Annotated in this window: 13 protein-coding genes; 6 read left to right on the top strand and 7 right to left on the bottom strand. The window is 73.2% G+C overall.

The window, feature by feature from the left end; genetic code table 11:
* Positions 1-242: 242 nt before the first annotated feature.
* Positions 243-1,661, top strand: coding sequence for a DUF2079 domain-containing protein (locus OG625_RS23640; RefSeq protein ID WP_329384635.1), 1,419 nt, complete (start codon positions 243-245; stop codon positions 1,659-1,661).
* 71 nt (positions 1,662-1,732) lie between these two features.
* On the opposite strand, the gene OG625_RS23635 is transcribed toward OG625_RS23640, so the two are convergent.
* Together OG625_RS23635 and OG625_RS23630 are read right to left on the bottom strand one after the other, a co-directional pair.
* A complete protein-coding gene (locus tag OG625_RS23635; protein WP_329384632.1) occupies positions 1,733-4,324 on the bottom strand; it encodes an ABC transporter permease in 2,592 nt (863 codons plus the stop codon).
* A complete protein-coding gene (locus OG625_RS23630; RefSeq protein ID WP_443067757.1) occupies positions 4,321-5,097 on the bottom strand; it encodes an ABC transporter ATP-binding protein in 777 nt (258 codons plus the stop codon). Before OG625_RS23630 ends, OG625_RS23635 begins: the two co-directional genes overlap by 4 nt.
* A gap of 419 nt (positions 5,098-5,516) precedes the next feature.
* Between OG625_RS23630 and OG625_RS23625 the strand changes: the two genes are divergently transcribed.
* Both OG625_RS23625 and OG625_RS23620 read left to right on the top strand, forming a co-directional pair.
* Positions 5,517-6,971, top strand: a complete 1,455-nt coding sequence (locus OG625_RS23625; protein ID WP_329390891.1) for an MFS transporter — start codon at positions 5,517-5,519, stop codon at positions 6,969-6,971.
* A gap of 64 nt (positions 6,972-7,035) precedes the next feature.
* Positions 7,036-7,887 carry a hypothetical protein gene (locus tag OG625_RS23620; protein WP_329384625.1) on the top strand — a complete coding sequence of 284 codons (852 nt, stop codon included), beginning with the start codon at positions 7,036-7,038 and terminating at the stop codon, positions 7,885-7,887.
* Here OG625_RS23620 and OG625_RS23615 read toward each other — a convergent pair.
* Complete coding sequence (locus OG625_RS23615) at positions 7,884-8,438, bottom strand: CGNR zinc finger domain-containing protein (protein WP_329384622.1); 555 nt, start codon at positions 8,436-8,438, stop codon at positions 7,884-7,886. The genes OG625_RS23620 and OG625_RS23615 overlap by 4 nt on opposite strands.
* Positions 8,439-8,519: 81 nt before the next feature.
* Here OG625_RS23615 and OG625_RS23610 point away from each other — a divergent pair, with 81 nt between their 5' ends.
* Complete coding sequence (locus tag OG625_RS23610; RefSeq protein ID WP_329384619.1) at positions 8,520-9,377, top strand: alpha/beta fold hydrolase; 858 nt, start codon at positions 8,520-8,522, stop codon at positions 9,375-9,377.
* A 523-nt stretch (positions 9,378-9,900) separates the two neighbouring features.
* On the opposite strand, the gene OG625_RS23605 is transcribed toward OG625_RS23610, so the two are convergent.
* The 3 genes from OG625_RS23605 to OG625_RS23595 all read right to left on the bottom strand — a co-directional run bounded on the left by OG625_RS23605 (position 9,901) and on the right by OG625_RS23595 (position 14,445).
* Positions 9,901-10,767 carry a cellulose-binding protein gene (locus tag OG625_RS23605; protein WP_329384616.1) on the bottom strand — a complete coding sequence of 289 codons (867 nt, stop codon included), beginning with the start codon at positions 10,765-10,767 and terminating at the stop codon, positions 9,901-9,903.
* A 134-nt stretch (positions 10,768-10,901) separates the two neighbouring features.
* On the bottom strand, positions 10,902-13,442 hold the full coding sequence (locus tag OG625_RS23600; protein WP_329384613.1) for an SUKH-4 family immunity protein: 2,541 nt from the start codon (positions 13,440-13,442) through the stop codon (positions 10,902-10,904).
* A 7-nt stretch (positions 13,443-13,449) separates the two neighbouring features.
* Positions 13,450-14,445, bottom strand: a complete 996-nt coding sequence (locus OG625_RS23595; protein WP_329384610.1) for an SMI1/KNR4 family protein — start codon at positions 14,443-14,445, stop codon at positions 13,450-13,452.
* Positions 14,446-14,674: 229 nt separating this feature from the next.
* On the opposite strand from OG625_RS23595, the gene OG625_RS23590 reads away from it, so the two are divergent.
* Both OG625_RS23590 and OG625_RS23585 read left to right on the top strand, forming a co-directional pair.
* Positions 14,675-15,265 carry a YwqJ-related putative deaminase gene (locus OG625_RS23590; protein WP_329384607.1) on the top strand — a complete coding sequence of 197 codons (591 nt, stop codon included), beginning with the start codon at positions 14,675-14,677 and terminating at the stop codon, positions 15,263-15,265.
* A complete protein-coding gene (locus OG625_RS23585) occupies positions 15,262-15,795 on the top strand; it encodes an SUKH-3 domain-containing protein (RefSeq protein WP_329384604.1) in 534 nt (177 codons plus the stop codon). The genes OG625_RS23590 and OG625_RS23585 overlap by 4 nt, the downstream gene beginning before the upstream one ends.
* Before the next feature lie 349 nt (positions 15,796-16,144).
* Here the strand turns inward: OG625_RS23585 and OG625_RS23580 are convergent, their stop codons facing one another.
* Positions 16,145-17,428 carry a sensor histidine kinase gene (locus OG625_RS23580; protein ID WP_329384602.1) on the bottom strand — a complete coding sequence of 428 codons (1,284 nt, stop codon included), beginning with the start codon at positions 17,426-17,428 and terminating at the stop codon, positions 16,145-16,147.
* Positions 17,429-17,461: the final 33 nt, after the last annotated feature.

Here is a 17,461-nt window from a genome sequence, read left to right as displayed (position 1 = left end):
GGGATTCCGGTCCCCGAAGGGGTGACGGAGCCGGCGCCTCTCGGACCGCCCGGGCGGGCCGTACGCCGTCACCCGGGATTCCGGAGCCGGTCGCCCTGGCCCGATCCGAAGGGCCGCCGAAGGGCCGAGTCTCGTCACACGCGACGGGTTCGTCCCCCTTTACGATGTCGAGGTACTGACCGTCTGAGCTCGCCGCGTCGCATCCGCCGGAGAGACGCCGACCGGCCGAGGAGTGCGACACCGTGACGAGTGACGCGATAACCCGTCCCGCCTCCCCGCCCCCGTCGGCGGCCGCGGTCGCGGCCCCGGAGGACCGGGGCCGGTGGCTCGGGCCGTACGCGGTGGCCTGCGGGCTGTTCCTCGTCTACCTCGTGCTGTCCGTCGGGCGGTTCCGGCGGATGGAGTGGGCCTCCTGGGACCTGGGGATCTTCGAGCAGGCCATCCGCGCGTACGCGCACCTCCAGGTGCCGGTCGCCGATCTGAAGGGGCCCGGGGCCAACATCCTCGGCGACCACTTCAGCCCGATCATCGCGCTGATCGCACCGGTCTACCGGGTCTTCCCCGGCCCCATCACCCTGCTGGTCGCGCAGGCCGCCCTGTTCGCGCTGTCCGCCGTCCCCGTCACCCGGGCAGCCGGGCGGATGCTCGGGCGGGCGCGCGGGATCGCCGTCGGGGTCGCGTACGGGCTGTTCTGGGGGATCCAGCGGGCCGTGGAGTTCGACTTCCACGAGATCGCCTTCGCCGTGCCTCTGATCGCCTTCTCCCTGGAGGCGGTCCTCAACCGGCGCTGGCGGGCCGCACTGCTGTGGGGGCTGCCGTTGGTCCTCGTCAAGGAGGACCTGGGCTTCACGCTCGCCGCCCTGGCCGTGGTGGTGGCCTGGCGGGCCCGGACCACCGACCGGCGGGCCGCCTGGACCGCGCTCGGCGTCGCCGCCGCGGCCGCCGTGTTCGCCGTCCTCGTCTTCACCGTCTTCATACCGGCCTTCGCCACCGCGGGCTACGGCTACTGGGACAAGATCCAGGGCGCCGGCCCCCTCGACGGCCTCGGCACCAAACTCACCACCCTGACCTGGGTGCTCCTGCCCACGTCCGGGCTGCTCGCGCTGCGCTCGCCCCTGCTGCTGGTCGCCGCCCCCACCCTGGGCTGGCGGTTCCTGTCCGGGGACGACCACTACTGGTCCACCGACTGGCACTACAGCGCCGTCCTGATGCCCGTCGTCGCCCTCGCCCTCGTCGACGCCGTCGACACCCTGCGGCGCGGCGAGCGTCCGTGGCTGCGCTCGTACGCCCTCCAGATGCCCACCGCCGTGCTCGCCGCCTCCCTCGCGCTCGCCGCGACCGGCATGCCGACGGCCAAGCTCGTGGAAGCGAGCACGTACGAGAAGCCCGCCCGCGTGACGGCGATCGAACGCCTCCTCGACCGGATCCCCGACGGGGCGGTCGTGGAGGCCGACACCGGGCCGCTGACCCGGCTGACCTCCCGCTGCCGGGTGCTGTGGATCGGCGGGAGCAAGGGCATGGTCCCGGACTGGATCGCCATCGACAACGGCTCGAAGTGGGCCGGCCAGGACCCGACCGCGTACGGAACCCAGCTGCACCCCGGCGAACGGTTCACCCTCGTGGGCGAGGTCGAAGGCGTCGTCCTGATGCGGCGGGTCTAGGAAACGGACGGCGCCGGCCCGGGACCCGAGGTCCCGGACCGGCGCTCTCCCCCGTTCGACCGCGGCGCCCGCTACTCGCTCGCGATCGCGTTCAGGACGTTCATCCGTCCCGCCCGGAAGGCCGGCACCAGCGCGGCCAGCAGGCCCACCAGGGCCGATCCGGCGAACACCCCGAGGATCGTGGGCCAGGGGATCTCCAGGACGTTCATGCCCTCCAGTGCGAGGAGCTGCTGCGCACTGGCCCCCCAGCCCATGCCCAGCCCGAGGCCGAGCAGGGCGCCGAAGAGGGCGATGACCACCGACTCCAGGCGGATCATGCGGCGCAGCTGGCGGCGGGAGAGGCCGATGGCGCGCATCAGGCCGATCTCGCGGGTCCGCTCGACCACCGACAGGGCGAGGGTGTTCACCACGCCGAGGATCGCGACGATGATCGCGAGGGCGAGAAGCCCGTAGACCATGTTCAGCAGCTGACCGACCTGGTCCTGGATGGCCTTCTTGTAGTCGGTCTGGTCCCGCACCATGTACTGCGGGTAGTCAGCCACCGCCGCCTTGACCGCGGCATACGTGGCGGCCTTCTGCCCGTCCTTCGCGCTGGCCAGCAGCATGAAGGGGCGCGGCAGCCGGTCGGCCGGGACGTTGGCCTCGGCGATCGCGGTGCTGATGTACTTGACGCTCTTGTCGATGCTGCCCTCGTCGAGGGTGATCGCGGCGACCTTCAGCTTGACGGTGTTGCCGCCGGTGAAGGCGACGGTCAGCTGGTCGCCCAGCTTGATGCCGTACTTGGTCGCGTACTCCGAACCCACCGACATGGAGTCCTTGCCGTACGCGTCCGTGTGCGTGCCGGCGACCATCTTGCGCTTGATGTCCTTGGCGTACGTCGGGTCGGTGGCTCCGAGGGTCAGCTCCTCGGCGCTGCCGTCGGGGGTGGTGACCTTGGCCGGTACCTCCCGGTAGGCGGAGACGTGGTCCAGGCCCGGGGCGGCGCGCACCGCCTGCTCGGCCTGCGGCATGACCGGCTGGCCGGTCTGGGAGTTGATGACGTAGTCCGCGCCGACGGTCTTGTCGAGCTCCTCGGTCGCGGAGGCCACCATCGAGGAGCCGACCACGGACAGGCAGGCGACCAGCGCGAGGCCGATCATCAGCGCGGCGGCGGTGGCGCCGGTGCGGCGCGGGTTGCGCAGGGCGTTGCGCTCGGCGAGCCGGCCGATGGACCCGAAGGGCCGCAGGACCGCGCCGGAGAGCACCCGGACCACGCCGGCGGCGAGGAGCGGGCCGATCACGATGAAGCCGATGAGGGAGACGACGACGCCCAGGCCCAGCCACATCGATCCGGCCGCGGCCTTGTCGGCGGTCGTGGTGAGGTACAGCGCCGTGCCGCCGATGCCGGTGAGGACCAGGCCGAGGACGGCGCGGAGCCGACCGGCCTTCTTGTCGCCGGGGGTGCCGGATTCACGCAGGGCGGCCATCGGGGAGACCTTGCCGGCCCGGCGGGCCGGGACGTAGGCGGCGACGACGGTGACGACCACACCGAGGACGATGCCGATGACCGGGGTGGTCCAGGCGATCGTCAGATCGTCCGTGGACAGGTTCATGCCCATCTGGCCCATGAGCTTCATCAGACCGACGGCCAGTCCCACGCCGGCGCCGATGCCGAGGACGGAGCCGACGAGGCCGAGGAGGAAGGCCTCGACGACCACGGACTTGAGGACCTGTCCGCTGTCGGCGCCGATGGCGCGCATCAGGCCGATCTCGCGGGTGCGCTGGGTGACCAGCATCGCGAAGGTGTTGAAGATCAGGAAGATGCCGACGAGGAAGGCGATGAAGGCGAAGCCGAGCATCACGTACTTCATGACGTCGAGGAAGGAGCCGATGTCCTCGCGGCCCTGGTCCGCGGATTCCTTGGCGGTCTGCAGCTTGTAGGTGTCGGCGCCGACGGCGGAGGCGATGTTCGCCTTGAGCTGGTCGTCGCTGACGCCGTCCGCGGCGGTGACGACGACGTTGGTGAACACGCCGGGAGCGCCGAGCAGTTCACGCTGGGCCGTGGCCGTGTCGAAGTAGACGACGGTGGCGCCCGGGTTGGTGGCCTTGAACTTGGCGATGCCGGAGATCTTGGCGCGGAAGTCGCCGGTGATGGCGATGGTGCGCAGCTCGTCCCCGATCTTCAGCTTGTGCTTCTTCGCCGTGTCGGCGTCGACCATCACCTCGGTGGGGCCGCGCGGCTCGTGGCCGGAGCTGACCTCCATCATCTTGAGCTCGTTGTCGTTCCAGCTCGCGGCGATCGTCGGGGCGCCGGAGGTGGGGCCGAGGTTCTTGTTGTTCGAGTCGACGACCGTGACGGACAGCGAGATGACGCTGCCCTGCGCGGACTGGACGCCCGGCGCGGCGGCGACCTTGTCGACGGCGTCGGCGGACAGCGTCGCGGGCCGGCCGTTGCTCGGGTTCTCCTGGTCGTCGTCCTCCGGTCCGAGCGGCTTCGCGGACACGGTGACGTCCGCTGCGGTGGAGGCGAAGAGCTTCTCGAAGGTGGTGTTCATGGTGTCGGTGAACACCAGAGTGCCGCAGACGAAGGCCACGGAGAGCAGGACCGCGACGGCGGACAGCGCCATCCGCCCCTTGTGCGCGACGAAGTTGCGCCGCGAGGTCTTCAGGACGGTGTTGCTCATGACGTCCGTCCGCGGGCGTCGAAGTCCTTCATGCGGTCGAGGACCTGGTCGGCGGAGGGCCCGTACATCTCGTCGACGATCCGGCCGTCCGCGAGGAAGATGACGCGGTCCGCGTAGGAGGCGGCGACCGGGTCGTGCGTGACCATGACGATGGTCTGGCCGAGCTCGTCCACCGAGCGGCGCAGGAAGCCGAGGACCTCGGCCCCCGCCCGGGAGTCCAGGTTTCCGGTCGGTTCGTCACCGAAGATGATCTGCGGGCGGGCCGCGAGGGCGCGGGCCACGGCCACGCGCTGCTGCTGGCCGCCGGAGAGCTCGGTCGGGCGGTGCTTGAGGCGGCCGGCGAGGCCGACGGTCTCCACGACCCGGTTCAGCCACTCCGCGTCGGGCTTGCGGCCCGCGATGTCCATGGGGAGCGTGATGTTCTCCAGGGCGTTGAGCGTGGGCAGCAGGTTGAAGGCCTGGAAGATGAAGCCGATCCGGTCACGGCGCAGCTGCGTGAGCTTCTTGTCCTTCAGCCCGGTGACCTCGGTGTCGTCCAGGAAGATCTGCCCGCTGGTCACCGTGTCGAGACCGGCGAGGCAGTGCATCAGCGTGGACTTGCCGGAGCCGGAGGGGCCCATGATCGCCGTGAATGCGCCGCGCATGATGTCCACGTCCACGTCGTCAAGGGCGACCACCCGGGTCTCCCCGGAGCCGTACGCCTTGACGAGCTTGCGAGCCCGGGCCGCGACGGCTTCATGCCCTCCAGTACCCCCGTGCCTGGTTTCGGTCATAGCCGTTGTCACGGTCTTTCTCCTTCTTCGGTGTGCGGTCGCCGCCGTCATGAAGTCTCTGGCGAGAGGGGGGTGCGGCGCGCTGGTGCCCATCGCCGTATCCGCCCGGGGGTTAACCCCACCCCCCGGCCCCTGGCTCGTATGTTCCAGTTAAGGAGCTGCCGGGATCCTGTACGTCCTCCGCCGGGACGAACGGCCCCTGGCCCCTTCTACGGAGCTCCCCCTAGGGGTTGTCCACCCTTCGGACGATGCGCCCTGGGGGATACCGGCCGGCATGGCGGCGGTGAGATGGTGTTCCCCGCACATACGTGTACGGGGAAGGGATCTTGGTGGGTTCAGGGGAGGGCACGGCCGACGCGGTGGTCACCGCGGGGGCGACACCGGTCGGGCGGCCGGCCGGGGCGGTCGTGGCCTCGCTCATGCTCGGGATGGCCCTCGTCGCCCTCGACAGCACCATCGTCGCCACCGCCGTCCCGCAGATCGTCGGTGACCTCGGCGGCTTCTCCGTGTTCTCCTGGCTCTTCTCCGGCTATCTGCTCGCCGTCACCGTCACCCTGCCCGTCTACGGGAAGCTCTCCGACACCTTCGGCCGCAAGCCCGTCCTGCTCTTCGGCATAGGCCTCTTCCTCGTCGGCTCGCTGTTGTGCGCGCTCGCGTGGAACATGGCCGCGCTCATCGCCTTCCGGATCGTCCAGGGCCTGGGCGGCGGCGCCCTCCAGGGCACGATCCAGACCCTGGCCGGCGACCTCTACCCGCTCAAGGAACGGCCGAGGATCCAGGCCCGGATGTCCACCGTGTGGGCCGTCTCGGCCGTGGCCGGTCCCGCGCTCGGCGGGCTGCTGGCCTCGTACGCGCACTGGCGCTGGATCTTCCTGATCAACCTGCCGCTGGCCGCCCTCGCCCTGTGGATGATCCGCCGCCACCTCGTCGAACCCGTACGCTCCCCCGGCCGCCGGGGCCCCGTCGACTGGGCGGGCGCCCTCGGCGTCTTCGCCTGCGGCGGGCTGCTGCTCTTCGCGCTCGTGCAGGGCGGGGTCGCCTGGCCCTGGCTGTCGGCGCCCTCGCTCGGGCTGTTCGCCGCCACCGCCGTCCTGGCCGCCGTGGTCGTCCGCGTGGAGCGCCGGGCCGAGGAACCGATCCTGCCCGGCTGGGTCTGGCGCCGGCGCACCATCGCCGCCGTCAACCTGGCGATGGGCGCGCTCGGCCTGCTGATGGTCGCCCCGATGGTGTTCATGCCGACGTACGCCCAGTCCGTGCTCGGCCTCGGGCCCGTCGGCGCGGGGCTCGTCATGTCCGTGATGACCCTGAGCTGGCCCATCACCGCCGCCCTCAGCCAGCACGTCTACCGGCGCATCGGCTTCCGCAACTGCGCCGTCATCGGCATCGCCCTGTCCGCGGCGATCCTGTACGCCTTCACGCTGCTCCCCCACCCCGCCCGGCCCTGGCAGCCCGCTCTGATCATGCTGCTGCTGGGCGGCGCGCTCGGCCTGTTCCAGCTCCCGCTGATCATCGGGGTCCAGTCCACCGTCGGCTGGGCGGAGCGCGGCACCACGACCGCCTCCGTGCTGTTCTGCCGCCAGGTCGGCCAGAGCGTGGGCGCGGCCCTGCTGGGGGCCGTCGCCAACGCCACCCTCGCCGCCCGGCTGGTGGACGCCCCGATGCCCGGACTGCCGGGCCACCTGGACGACGTGGCGAAGGCCCTGAACGAGCCGGGGCTCCTCCCCCGGGCCGCCGCCGACTACCTGCGCGAGGCCGTGGCCGCGGCGGTGGACCACATCTTCCTGGGCGCGACGGCGGCCGCCGTCGCCGCGCTGCTGGTCCTGCTGCTGGTGGCCCCGCGGCGGTTCCCCGTACTGCCGGAGCAGGAGCAGTAGTTGACTTGTCATGACCCCCGCCATTCAGGGACCCTGTGACCAGGACCGTTTCCGGGGGGACGACATGGCTTCCGCACTCTTCGCACTGGCGTTACTCGCCGCCCTGACCGTGCCCGTCGGCCGGCGCCTCTACCGCCACCCCGGCTTCGTCACCGGCCGCGACGGCCGCCTCTCCACCTCGACCACCCTGGCCCTGGCCTGGACGGTCGTCCTCGTCTGGCTGCTGCTCGCGATCCTCGGCCACGGTCTCACCGCGGGCGGCGGGGTGTCGTACTTCCAGGGCCCCGACGGCCCGCTGTCCACGCTGACGACCGTGTACCTGCCGCTGCTCGGCGGCCCGTACGCGGCCCTGATCGGCGCGAAGACGGTCGTCGGCATGCGGCTGGAGAACGGCAGCATGGCCAAACCCGCCCCGAAGCCCACCCCTTCGGGACGCAGGCCGCTGCGCGAGCTCGTCGCGAACGACAGCGGGCGCGTGGACCTCGTCGACCTCCAGTACGTCGCCCTCAGCGCGGTCACGATGCTGTACGTCGTCCTGTTCTTCCTCACGGACGTCGGCGGCGGGCTCCCCCGCCTCCCCTCCGAGATCTGGGCCCTCACGGGCGCCCCGGCCGGCGCGTACCTGATCAACAAGATGGCCGTCCGCGCGAACCCGGTCATCACGAACGTCGCCCTCGCGGGCACGGCCCTCACCATCCAGGGCGGCGGCTTCACCCCGGACCCGGCGGGCCCCCCGCCCCAGGTCACCGTGAACGACACGGCCACCCCGGCCACCGTCGACCCCACGACCGGCACCCTGACGGCCCCCCTCCCGGAGCCCGCGAAGCCCCCGTTCACGGTGACCGTGACCACCCCCCGCGGCCTGCGCAGCGACCCGTACCGCTACGAGCCGACGCAGACGACGCAGACGACCTAGGCCTCCCCCTTGTGCCGGGCGTAATAGCGCGCCACCCGGGCCCGGTTGCCGCAGACCGACGCCACGCACCAGCGGCGGCGCGGGTGCGCCGGCAGGAAGAGCAGCCGACACCCCTCCCCCTCGCACGCCCGCACCGATTCCCATCGGGGACCCGTCAGCAGATCGACAACGGCCTCGGCCAGCTCCGCCGCCAGCCGCCGGGCCGAACCGCCCGCCCGACGGGAAACCGCCGTCGGGCCGCCCGCCTCGCTCCAGGCCAGCTCGTAGTGGGCGGGCGCCCCGGCCAGGGCCCCGTTCAGCGCACCCAGCTCATCGGCCGGCGGCCGCTCCCCGCCCCGCACCGCGTCGAACACCGCGCGCGCGGCCTCCCGTACGCCCAGCACTGCCTCCACCTCGGCCTCGCCCACCTCCCCGACCGGGGCCAGCCGCCCCTCCTGCTCGGCCAGCCACGCCGCGAGGCCCGCCGGGTCGGCGACCAGGTCGCCCAGGGCGGTACGGGTGTTGAGGAGATCCAGGGCCAGGTGCTCACCAGTAAGCGGAAAAGTCGTCACGCACCTAATGCTACCCAACCCCCTTGACCCATTAACGATCATCGGCAAGACTAATGGAACCAAACCACAAGGAGGCATGTGATGGCCGCTGTCCAGCACCGCACCGTCGACGTCGACGGAGTCCGCGTCGCCTACCGCGAGAGCGGACCCGCCGACGGCCCCGTCCTGCTGCTCCTGCACGGCTTCCCCACCGCCTCCCACCAGTTCGCCCGCCTGATGGACGCCCTCGGCGACACCCCCTGGCGCCTCATCGCCCCCGACTACCCCGGCTTCGGCCGCACCGAGGCCCCGGACGACTTCACGTACACCTTCGACCGGCTCGCCGACATCGTGGAGGGCTTCACCGACGCCCTCGGCCTGGACCGCTACGCCCTCTACGTCTTCGACTTCGGCGCCCCCGTCGGCCTCCGCCTCGCCACGCGCCGGCCGGAGCGGGTCACCGGCCTGATCGTGCAGAACGGCAACGCGTACGAGGAGGGACTGTCGGACATGGCCCGCGAGTTCACGGCCCTGCGGCGGGACGTCCCGGGCAACGAGGACCAGGTCCGCGGCCTGTTCACCGTCGACGGCACCCGCTTCCAGTACGAGGCCGGCGTCGCCGACCCCTCCCTCGTCTCCCCCGACAGCTGGACCCTCGACGCCCACTACCTCGCCCTGCCGGGGCGCGCCGACGCACAGGCCGACCTGGCCTTCGACTACGCGTCCAACCTGCGGCGCTACCCGGAATGGCAGGCGTGGCTGCGGAGCTCCGGCGTACCGGTCCTGGTCGTCTGGGGCGCGGGCGACCCCTTCTTCACCCCGGCGGGCGCGAAGGCGTTCCTCCAGGACGTGCCGGATGCCGAGGTCCACGTCTTCGACGGGGCGGGCCACTTCGCCCTCGAAACCCACCTCGCGGCGATCGCTCCGCTGATGGCAACCTTCCTGACCACCCTCCCGTAACCGCTGCCGTTCCCCTGCGGGGCCGTTCCCCTGCGGGGCTGGGGGGTGCCCGTGGGCGGGGTTTTGACGGTCCGGGCTGGTCCGCGGTGTCCCTCCGGGACGTCTCCTCGTCCTCGCGCACCGAGGCACCTTTCGAAGCCAAGGGTGGTTGCGCGCTCGTCCTGCGGGGACGCCCCGGAGCGCCCCCGCTCCCCCCGTCGGCCAAAGGCCCCGCCCCGCGGAACGGGAGCGTGCGGCGCTGCGGGTACGCCCCTGTGCCCCCTGCCCCGTGGGCCGGGAGCGCGCGTTGGGGCGGGGACACGGCGGAGTGTCCCCGCAGGACGAGCGCGCAACCACCCTCACGTCTCGCAGCGGTGCCTCAGTGCGCGAGGACGAGGAGACACTCCGCCGGGGCACCGCCCCAACAGGCCGACCCCGGCCCAGGGGCAAACCCGGCAGCGGCGCCCCGCCCGAGGGGTCGGCGGAGCCCCGGCAACGGCGCCGCACGCAAGGCAACGCAACGCAGCCGAGCCCCCCGCAGGGGCTACGCCGACGCCCGCCCCGTCAGCGCCGCCAGGCTGGACCGGACGTGGTTCATGTGCGCCCGCATCTCCTCCCCCGCCTCCGCATGCTCCCGCAGGACCCGCTCCGTCTCGCGCCCCACCCGCTCCTCCTCGACCCGCGCCCCCGCCAACACCTCCGCGGCCAGCGCCTCCGCGTCCTCCTGCCCGTGCCGCGCCGCCTCCTGCGCTTCCGCGAAGCCCCGCCGCGCCTCCGCCAGCCGGGACTCCGCGTACCGCTCCAGCTCCTCGTGCCGCGCCACCAGCTCGGACTCCCGCGCCGCCAGCTCCCGTTCCGCCGTCTCCCACCGCTCCGCCTGCTCCTGCTCGCGCTCCGCGAGCAGCGCCTCCGACCGCCGCCGCACCGCCGCCAGCCCGGCCGCCGCCTCCGACCGCCACTCCGCCGCGTCGTCCCGCGCCGCCGCCCGCGCGTCGTCCGCCTCCCGCTGCGCCCGCAGCAGCCCCTGCCGGGCCCGGACCTCCGTCTGCTCCCGCACCGCGTCCGCGTCCTGCCGCGCCAGCGCGGCCACCCGCTCCGCGTGCGCCTCGGCCGCACCCCGCGTCGCCGCCGCGTCCGCGCGCGCGTCCTCCCGCAGGGTCTGCGCCTCCTCCTGGGCCAGCAGCAGGATCCGCCGGGCGCGCTCGCTCAGCTCGTCGTACGTCTGCGGGGCCAGCGCGGCCACGGCGCCCCGCAGCCGCTCCGCCTCCGACTCCATCTGCTTCGCCAGGACGGTCAGCCGCGCCACCCGCTCCCAGGCCTCGTCGCGACTGCCGGACAGCCGACCCAGATAACGGTCGACGTCCTCCACGCGGTAGCCACGGCCGCGCACGATCGCAATGGGTGCACTCATCCTGGAAGCGCCTCTCTCGCGGGGATTCCTGTCAAGGATGCGCCATTTGCTCCCGGAAGCCCGAATGGCCGGGCCGAAACCCCTTTCGAGAGGTCCCGACCCGGCCATTCGACGTCACGTACACACCAACGGCGCTAGAGCAGCCCGTCCCACATCTGCTCCAGCAGCACCGACCACCAGGTCTCCGGCGAAGCCAGCGCCGCGCTGTCGAGTCCCGCCAGGTTCGTCTGGAAGTCCACGGTCCAGCGGCCCGCCTGTTCCGGCGTCAGGTGCTGGCGCAGCCGCCACATGTGACCCAGCATCGCGAGCGACCGTACGAACTGCGGCAGGCTCGAATTCACGAACTGCGGCGGCACCGGGGCACCGCCCGGACCGCCCTCCACCGGCACCGCCACGATGTGGGCGGTCCCGTACTGCACGCAGAGCGCCTTGCCGAAGTCGCTGCCGACCACCAGGTACGAGCCCGCGTCCGACGCCGGCTGCACCTGACGCTGCGCCGCCATCTCGGCCAGCGTCGGCACCGGCTGCCCCGGCACCGCCTGCGCCCAGAAGAACGGCCCGAAATCGACGGGCAGGCCCGACCACACCAGCGTCTGCGCCACGATCTCCGGCACACCCTGACGGGACACCGCCCGCTGGTCGTAGCGGAACACGCCCTGCGGACCGAACGCCCCCGCCAGCTCCTGCGCGATGGCTTCGAGCGGGATCGCCGGCTGGAGCGGCACCTGCGGCAGCGGGGCCCGTACCGGCGCGGGGCGCGCCGGACCGTCCGCCACCTGGTGCAGTTCACCCTGATGGGTGAGCAGATGCCGCATGCCCTGCTGCCGGCCCGCGTGGTCCTTGCCGTACGGAGCCACGTTGGTGATCCGCACCTGGGGCCAGGTCTCCCGGATCATCCGGGCGCAGTAACCGCCGGGCAGCTCGCAGGACTCCAGCTCGGTGTGCAGCTCCAGCACCTGCTGCGGCGCCACGTTCATGGCGCGCAGCTCGTGCAGGATCTGCCACTCCGGGTGCGGAGTACCGGGCGCCGAGCGGCGGATGAGCTGCTGCTCGGAGCCGTCGGGCGCGCGGTAGCGGAGCACGGCCTGGTAGCCGGGCCCGACCGTGGGCACACCGGAGGGAGCCTGGTGCGCCTGCGGTACCTGCGGCGCCGGGGGGTGCGCCACGTGAACACCCGGCGGCGGACCGGGAGGCGCGGGCGGCTGACCCGTCACGGACGGACCCGCCAGCATCGTCGCGGCATGATCCAGCCCACCACCGAGCGAACCACCACCCGGAGCCCCGGGCGGACCCGGCGGACCGGGCGGCTGCGGCGCACCACCCCGCGGAGCCCCCGGCGGACCGGGAGGCGCGGGCGGCTGACCCGTCACGGACGGACCCGCCAGCATCGTCGCGGCATGATCCAGCCCACCACCGAGCGAACCACCACCCGGAGCCCCCGGCGGACCGGGCGGCTGCGGCACGCCGACACCAGGCGCCCCGGGCGGACCGGGAGGCGCCGGTGGCTGACCCGTCACAGCGGGACCCGCCAACATCGTCGCGGCATGATCCAGCCCACCACCCAACGACCCCGGAGCCCCGGGCGGACCCGGCGGACCGGGAGGCTGCGGCACACCACCCCGCGGAGCCCCCGGCGGACCGGGAGGCGCCGGCGGCTGACCCGTCACGGACGGACCCGCCAGCATCGTCGCGGCATGATCCAGCCCACCACCCAACGACCCGGGAGCCCCTGGCGGGGTCGGCGGACCCGGCGGCGTGTGCGGCTGCCCCGCGCCGGGACCAGCGGCGCCGGCGGCGCCCGCGGCGCCCCCTGCGGAGCCACCCGGGCGGGAAATCCGGGCCTTGCTCGTCGGCGCGTCGGCGATGTCCGCCGCCTCCGACCCGAGCGCCGGTACGACCGCGGTCCTCGGCAGCTGGCTGCCGCCCGCCATCAGCGTGGTCTTCGCCTCGGACGCCACCCCGGGGGACGGCACGTCGTCGAGGTCCGACCCGGACAGCGGCGGCGCGAACACCGTCGCGGGCAGCGGCACGGAAGCGTCGTCCGAGCCGGAGTTCACATCGGTCCCGGCCCACGGGGTGGACCCGGCGGGCACCCCGTCGTTGGCGGTCGGCTCGTACGGGATCTCACCCCCGCGCCGCAGCGGCACCGCGTCCACGGGCTCCGAGGCCCTCACCGGCACCGGCTCGGGAGCCGACACGGCGTCCGCGGGCTCCGCGAACAGCGGAGCCGGGGCCACCGGCTCCGGAGCAGGAACCGGCGCCGGAGCGGGAGGAGCCGTCGGCGTCACGGCCGGCGGAATCCCCGCCCGGTCCGCCGCCTCCTGCAGCCACTCCGGCGGGCTCAGCATGAACGAGGTCTGCTCCGAGTCGATCCGCGGCGGCGGAACCGACGCCTCCGAAGCCGACGCCACCGCAGCGGCCCCGTACTCCTCCTCGTACCGGCGGATCACCTCACCCACCGGCAGCCCCGGCCACAGCGTGACCTCCCCGCTGTCCCGCGCGATGACCAGCCGCTGCCGACCACCACCGGACACCGGACCGGCCGCACGGTCCTCCGCCCACACCACGAAACCGAGCCCGAACTCCCGTACGCGCACCTCACGGTGCTGGTACGCGGGTACGTCCCCGTTGATCCACTCCTCGGCGCGCTCCTGCGCCTGCGCGAACGTCACCATCGCGCTATCACCCCTCCACCCGTGCCGGACCCGACACGGGAACCGAGCGTGCGAATCCGCCGTCCACCATCAGACCGGCCACCGTTTCCAGTTCCGGCGGATTGCCCGCCAACCGCTCCAGAAAGGCGTCGAAATCACCGCCGCACGGCAGCAACAGCCGCTCCACGCGCTCCTGCACCGACCACCCGTCCCGGTCGCGCGCGTCGTCGTACGGGGAGAACCACACCGAACCGAGCGACTCGCCCTTGACCTTCAGCGCCAGCAGGCCGCCCTGCGCGAAGGCCACGCACAGGTAGTCCTTCGTCAGATGGTCGCGCAGGCACTTGTTGGCGTAGACGAGGTCGTTGACCGCCGCCTCCTCGCGCACGGTGAAGAACGGCTGGTCCACCAGCAGCCCGAGGTCCACCTCCAGACCCACGCCCACCGGCGCGCTGCCACCCGCCGCCTTCAGGAACGAGCGGTACGCCTCCGGCAGCCGGTAGCCGAGATCCTCCTCGACGCCCTGCACCTGCGACTCGGAGACCGAGACCACCGACTTCGGCAGCCCCATGTGCACCGGGCGCACCTCCTGCAACGGTCGCGTCCCGCGCTTCTCGTGGTCGACCGGAGCGGTCGCCAGCCCGGCGTGGTGCCGCAGCAGCGCCTTCACCTCGACCGGAACCAGTTCCATGCGCCGCGAACCCGCCACGTGGTGCCAGGTCCAGCCGTGCGGCGTCGCGACCGGGCCGACCGTGTCCCACAGCTCGTGCCCGGCCACCTTCATCGCGGCGTTCGCGGACACGACGTCCGTCAGACGCAACTCGTCGACACCGAAGCCCTCCGGCGGTTCGGCGATCTCCACCGCCGCGCGCGCGTACGCGGAGAAGTCCGGATGCCCGTTGCCGTCCACCCGCACTCCGTGGGGATGCCGAGCGGCCCGGACCGGGTCCGGGAAATGCACGACCTGCCCCGAGTAAGCGGCGTTGGGTGGCGCGGCATGCTGCCCGAGCCGACCTGTCGTCATGGCGGTAGCCCCCTGCTGGATCTGGCTGGTTCACCACAGCCTATGCGCTGGGGCAAGAGCGTCACCCGCGCGCGACCGGCGCACCCACCCGCGGGCCGGGAACATCCGAATTGATACGAATATTCGACCCCGCTTCCGCATCACAGGAGACATTTGACAGGCTGTCCCCGCAGCACGGGGGCGTGCGCACAGCGGTTACCACCGCGGGCACGGGAGGGAAAGCGCGACCATGCAGAACACGGCAACACGTACAGACACGGCCGACACCACGGGCCCGGCCCACGGCCCGGTGACCGGCCCGGCCACCGACCCCGGCGGCTCCGCCGGCGACCCAGCCGGCGACCCCCGGCTGCGCTGGAGCAGCGCCGCCGGCCGCCCCGCCGTACCCGTCCTGCGCTTCCGCCGCGACGGCATCCTGCCCACCGTGGCCGCCGCCCTCTCCGTACGCGGCGAAACCCTCACCGGCACCGCGGGCAAAGCCGACCAGCCCCCCGTGCTCCACCCCCTCGTACAGGACTTCCTCGACACCCTCACGAGCGGCCAGCGCGAACGTTTCACCGGCCGATGTCCCGAGGCCATCCTGGTCTCCCGACACCTGGCCGCCATCGAAGGCGCCCGCTCCAAACGCGCCTCCCGCAAACCGCTCTCGCCCAGCGAGGCCCGCCGCTCCCTCAAGCACGCGAAGATCACCGCCCGCCGCATCCGCGAGGACGGCGACCCCCTCCACGGCAGCTACGCACCCCCCTGCCGCTCCTGCGAGGCCCTCCTCGCCCACTTCGGCGTACGCCCCGTCGACCTCACCCCCTCCGAGCAGCGATGACCACCTCCGCCTCCTACGACCGCTCCTCGGCCACCCGCTTCCCCGTCGCCGTGGACTCCGCCCTGCGCACCGCCGGCTGGGAGCCCGGCCGCTGGGACATCAAGCAGGCCGAGTACTGGGCCGACGCCCTGCGCGACCACACCACCCCGGCCGGGCACCGGCACACCGTTTTCCCCGCCGCCGTCGAGGCCTGGGCCGAATTCGGCGGACTCACCGTCTCCGCCCCTGGACCCGGCCGCCAGATAGCCCCCACGGCGATCCACCTCGACCCCCTCACCGGGCTCCACATGGCCCGCACCTTCGCCGACCTGGGCCGCGCCCTGTCCTCCGAGCTCTGCCCCCTGGGCATCGAAGCCGACCGGGGGCACCTCCCAGCGGTAGCTGGGGGAAGCTCCCACTTGGCGATCGACCGCGAGGGCCGCGTCTACGGCATCGACCACACCGGCGACTGGTACCTGGGCTCCGACACGGACGAGGCCCTCACCCTCCTCCTCACGGGCCTCCAGCCGACCCGCCTGACCACGGGCTGACACCCGCCGATCGCGCCGAGTCCCGGCGCACACCCAGGCCGCCCCCACAGGCCCGGACAGGCCGGGTGTGCGCCGGGAGCACCCCGCAGGCCGGACGGGCCGGGTGTGTGTCGGGAGCACCCCCGCAGGCCCGGACGGGGCCGGGCGTGTGTCGGGAGCACCCCCGCAGGCCCGGACGGGGCCGGGTGTGTGTCGGGGCGTCCCCGCAGGGCGTCGAACGCAATCACCCTCGGCCCACCGACCCCTCGAACCGTTCGACGCCCGAGGAGACGCCCCGGCGCGCGCCCGGACCCGGCCGGGCCGGCACCACACCGGCCCCGCGCCCGCGCCCGCGCCGAAGGAATCCGCCCTAGCGCACCGGCACCGGCACCGGCACCGGCACCGGAATGACCGCCGAGACCCGGAAACCGCCCGCATCGGTCGGCCCCGACACGAACACCCCGCCCAGCCCCAGCACCCGCTCCCGCATCCCCACGAGCCCGTTCCCCCCGCTCGGCAGCCCCGGCTCCGGAGCCTGCCCGTCACACGGCCCGTTCTCCACCTGCATCGCCACCTCCCCCTCCCGGTGCGCGAGCCGTACGACGACCCGCGCACCCGGAGCGTGCTTGTGGCAGTTGGTCAACGCCTCCTGCACCACCCGGTAGGCCGTCTGCTCCACCTCCGCCGGGTAAGCGCACAGCGCCCCCTGCACCACCATCTCCACGACCATCCCCGCCACCCGCGACTGCCCCACCAGCGCCTCCAGCTCCGCCAGCGAGGGCCCGTCCTCAAAACCCCCCACGAACGCCACCGGCACGGCAGGGGCCGCCGCCACGACCGGCTTCGCCGGCGCCTCCCGCCGCAGCACCCCCAACATCTCCCGCAGCTCCGTCAGCGCCTGGCGCCCCATGTCACCCACGAGCGCCGCGTTCTTCGCGGCCCGCGCCGGATCCTTCGCCGCCACCGCCTCCAGCGCGGCCGCGTGCACCACCATCAGCGACACCCGGTGGGCAACCACGTCGTGCATCTCCCGCGCGATCCGGGTCCGCTCCTCCGTACGCGCCCACTCGGCCCGCTCCTCCGCCCGGTCCGCCAGCAGCGACAGCTCCCGCTCCAGCGAGTCCGCCCGCTCCTGCAGGCTCTCCATCAGCCTGCGCCGGGCCCCGATGTACAGCCCGAACAGCACCGGCGGCACGTTCAGCGCCACCGCCACGAAGACGGACAGCATCAGCACGACCGTGTGGTCGGCCTCCATGTCCCCGCGGGTCCGCAGGTACATCACGGCGAAGGTGGCGGCCAGCGCCATCGAGGTCAGCGTGGCGGTGATCCGCCGGGGCACCTCGGAGGAGGCCACCGTGTACAGCCCCACCACCCCGAGCAGGAAGCCCATCACGGCCGGCGTGACACCGATCCCCACCAGCACCACGGCCACCGGCCACCGCCGCCGCACCACGAGCACGGCCCCCACCACCAGCCCGAACAGCACCCCGACCGCGGTCGGCACCCCCGCCTCCCGGGCGAAGGCCACTCCCTCCCACCCGCACTCGACGGCCGACACCCCACCGAGCGCCAGATCCACCACGACATCCCGCCGCCGCGCCCACCACCACAAAGGCGGCCCAGCGCGGCCTTCCACATCCCCCGTACTGGTCATGCCGTCCAGCCTACGCAGCGGCCCCAGCACACG

The organism is Streptomyces sp. NBC_01351 (assembly GCF_036237315.1).
In the GTDB taxonomy this organism is placed as follows: Bacteria; Actinomycetota; Actinomycetes; order Streptomycetales; family Streptomycetaceae; genus Streptomyces.
Note: the sequence above shows the minus strand (reverse complement) of the source record. Positions and strands in the feature narration are given on the sequence as shown.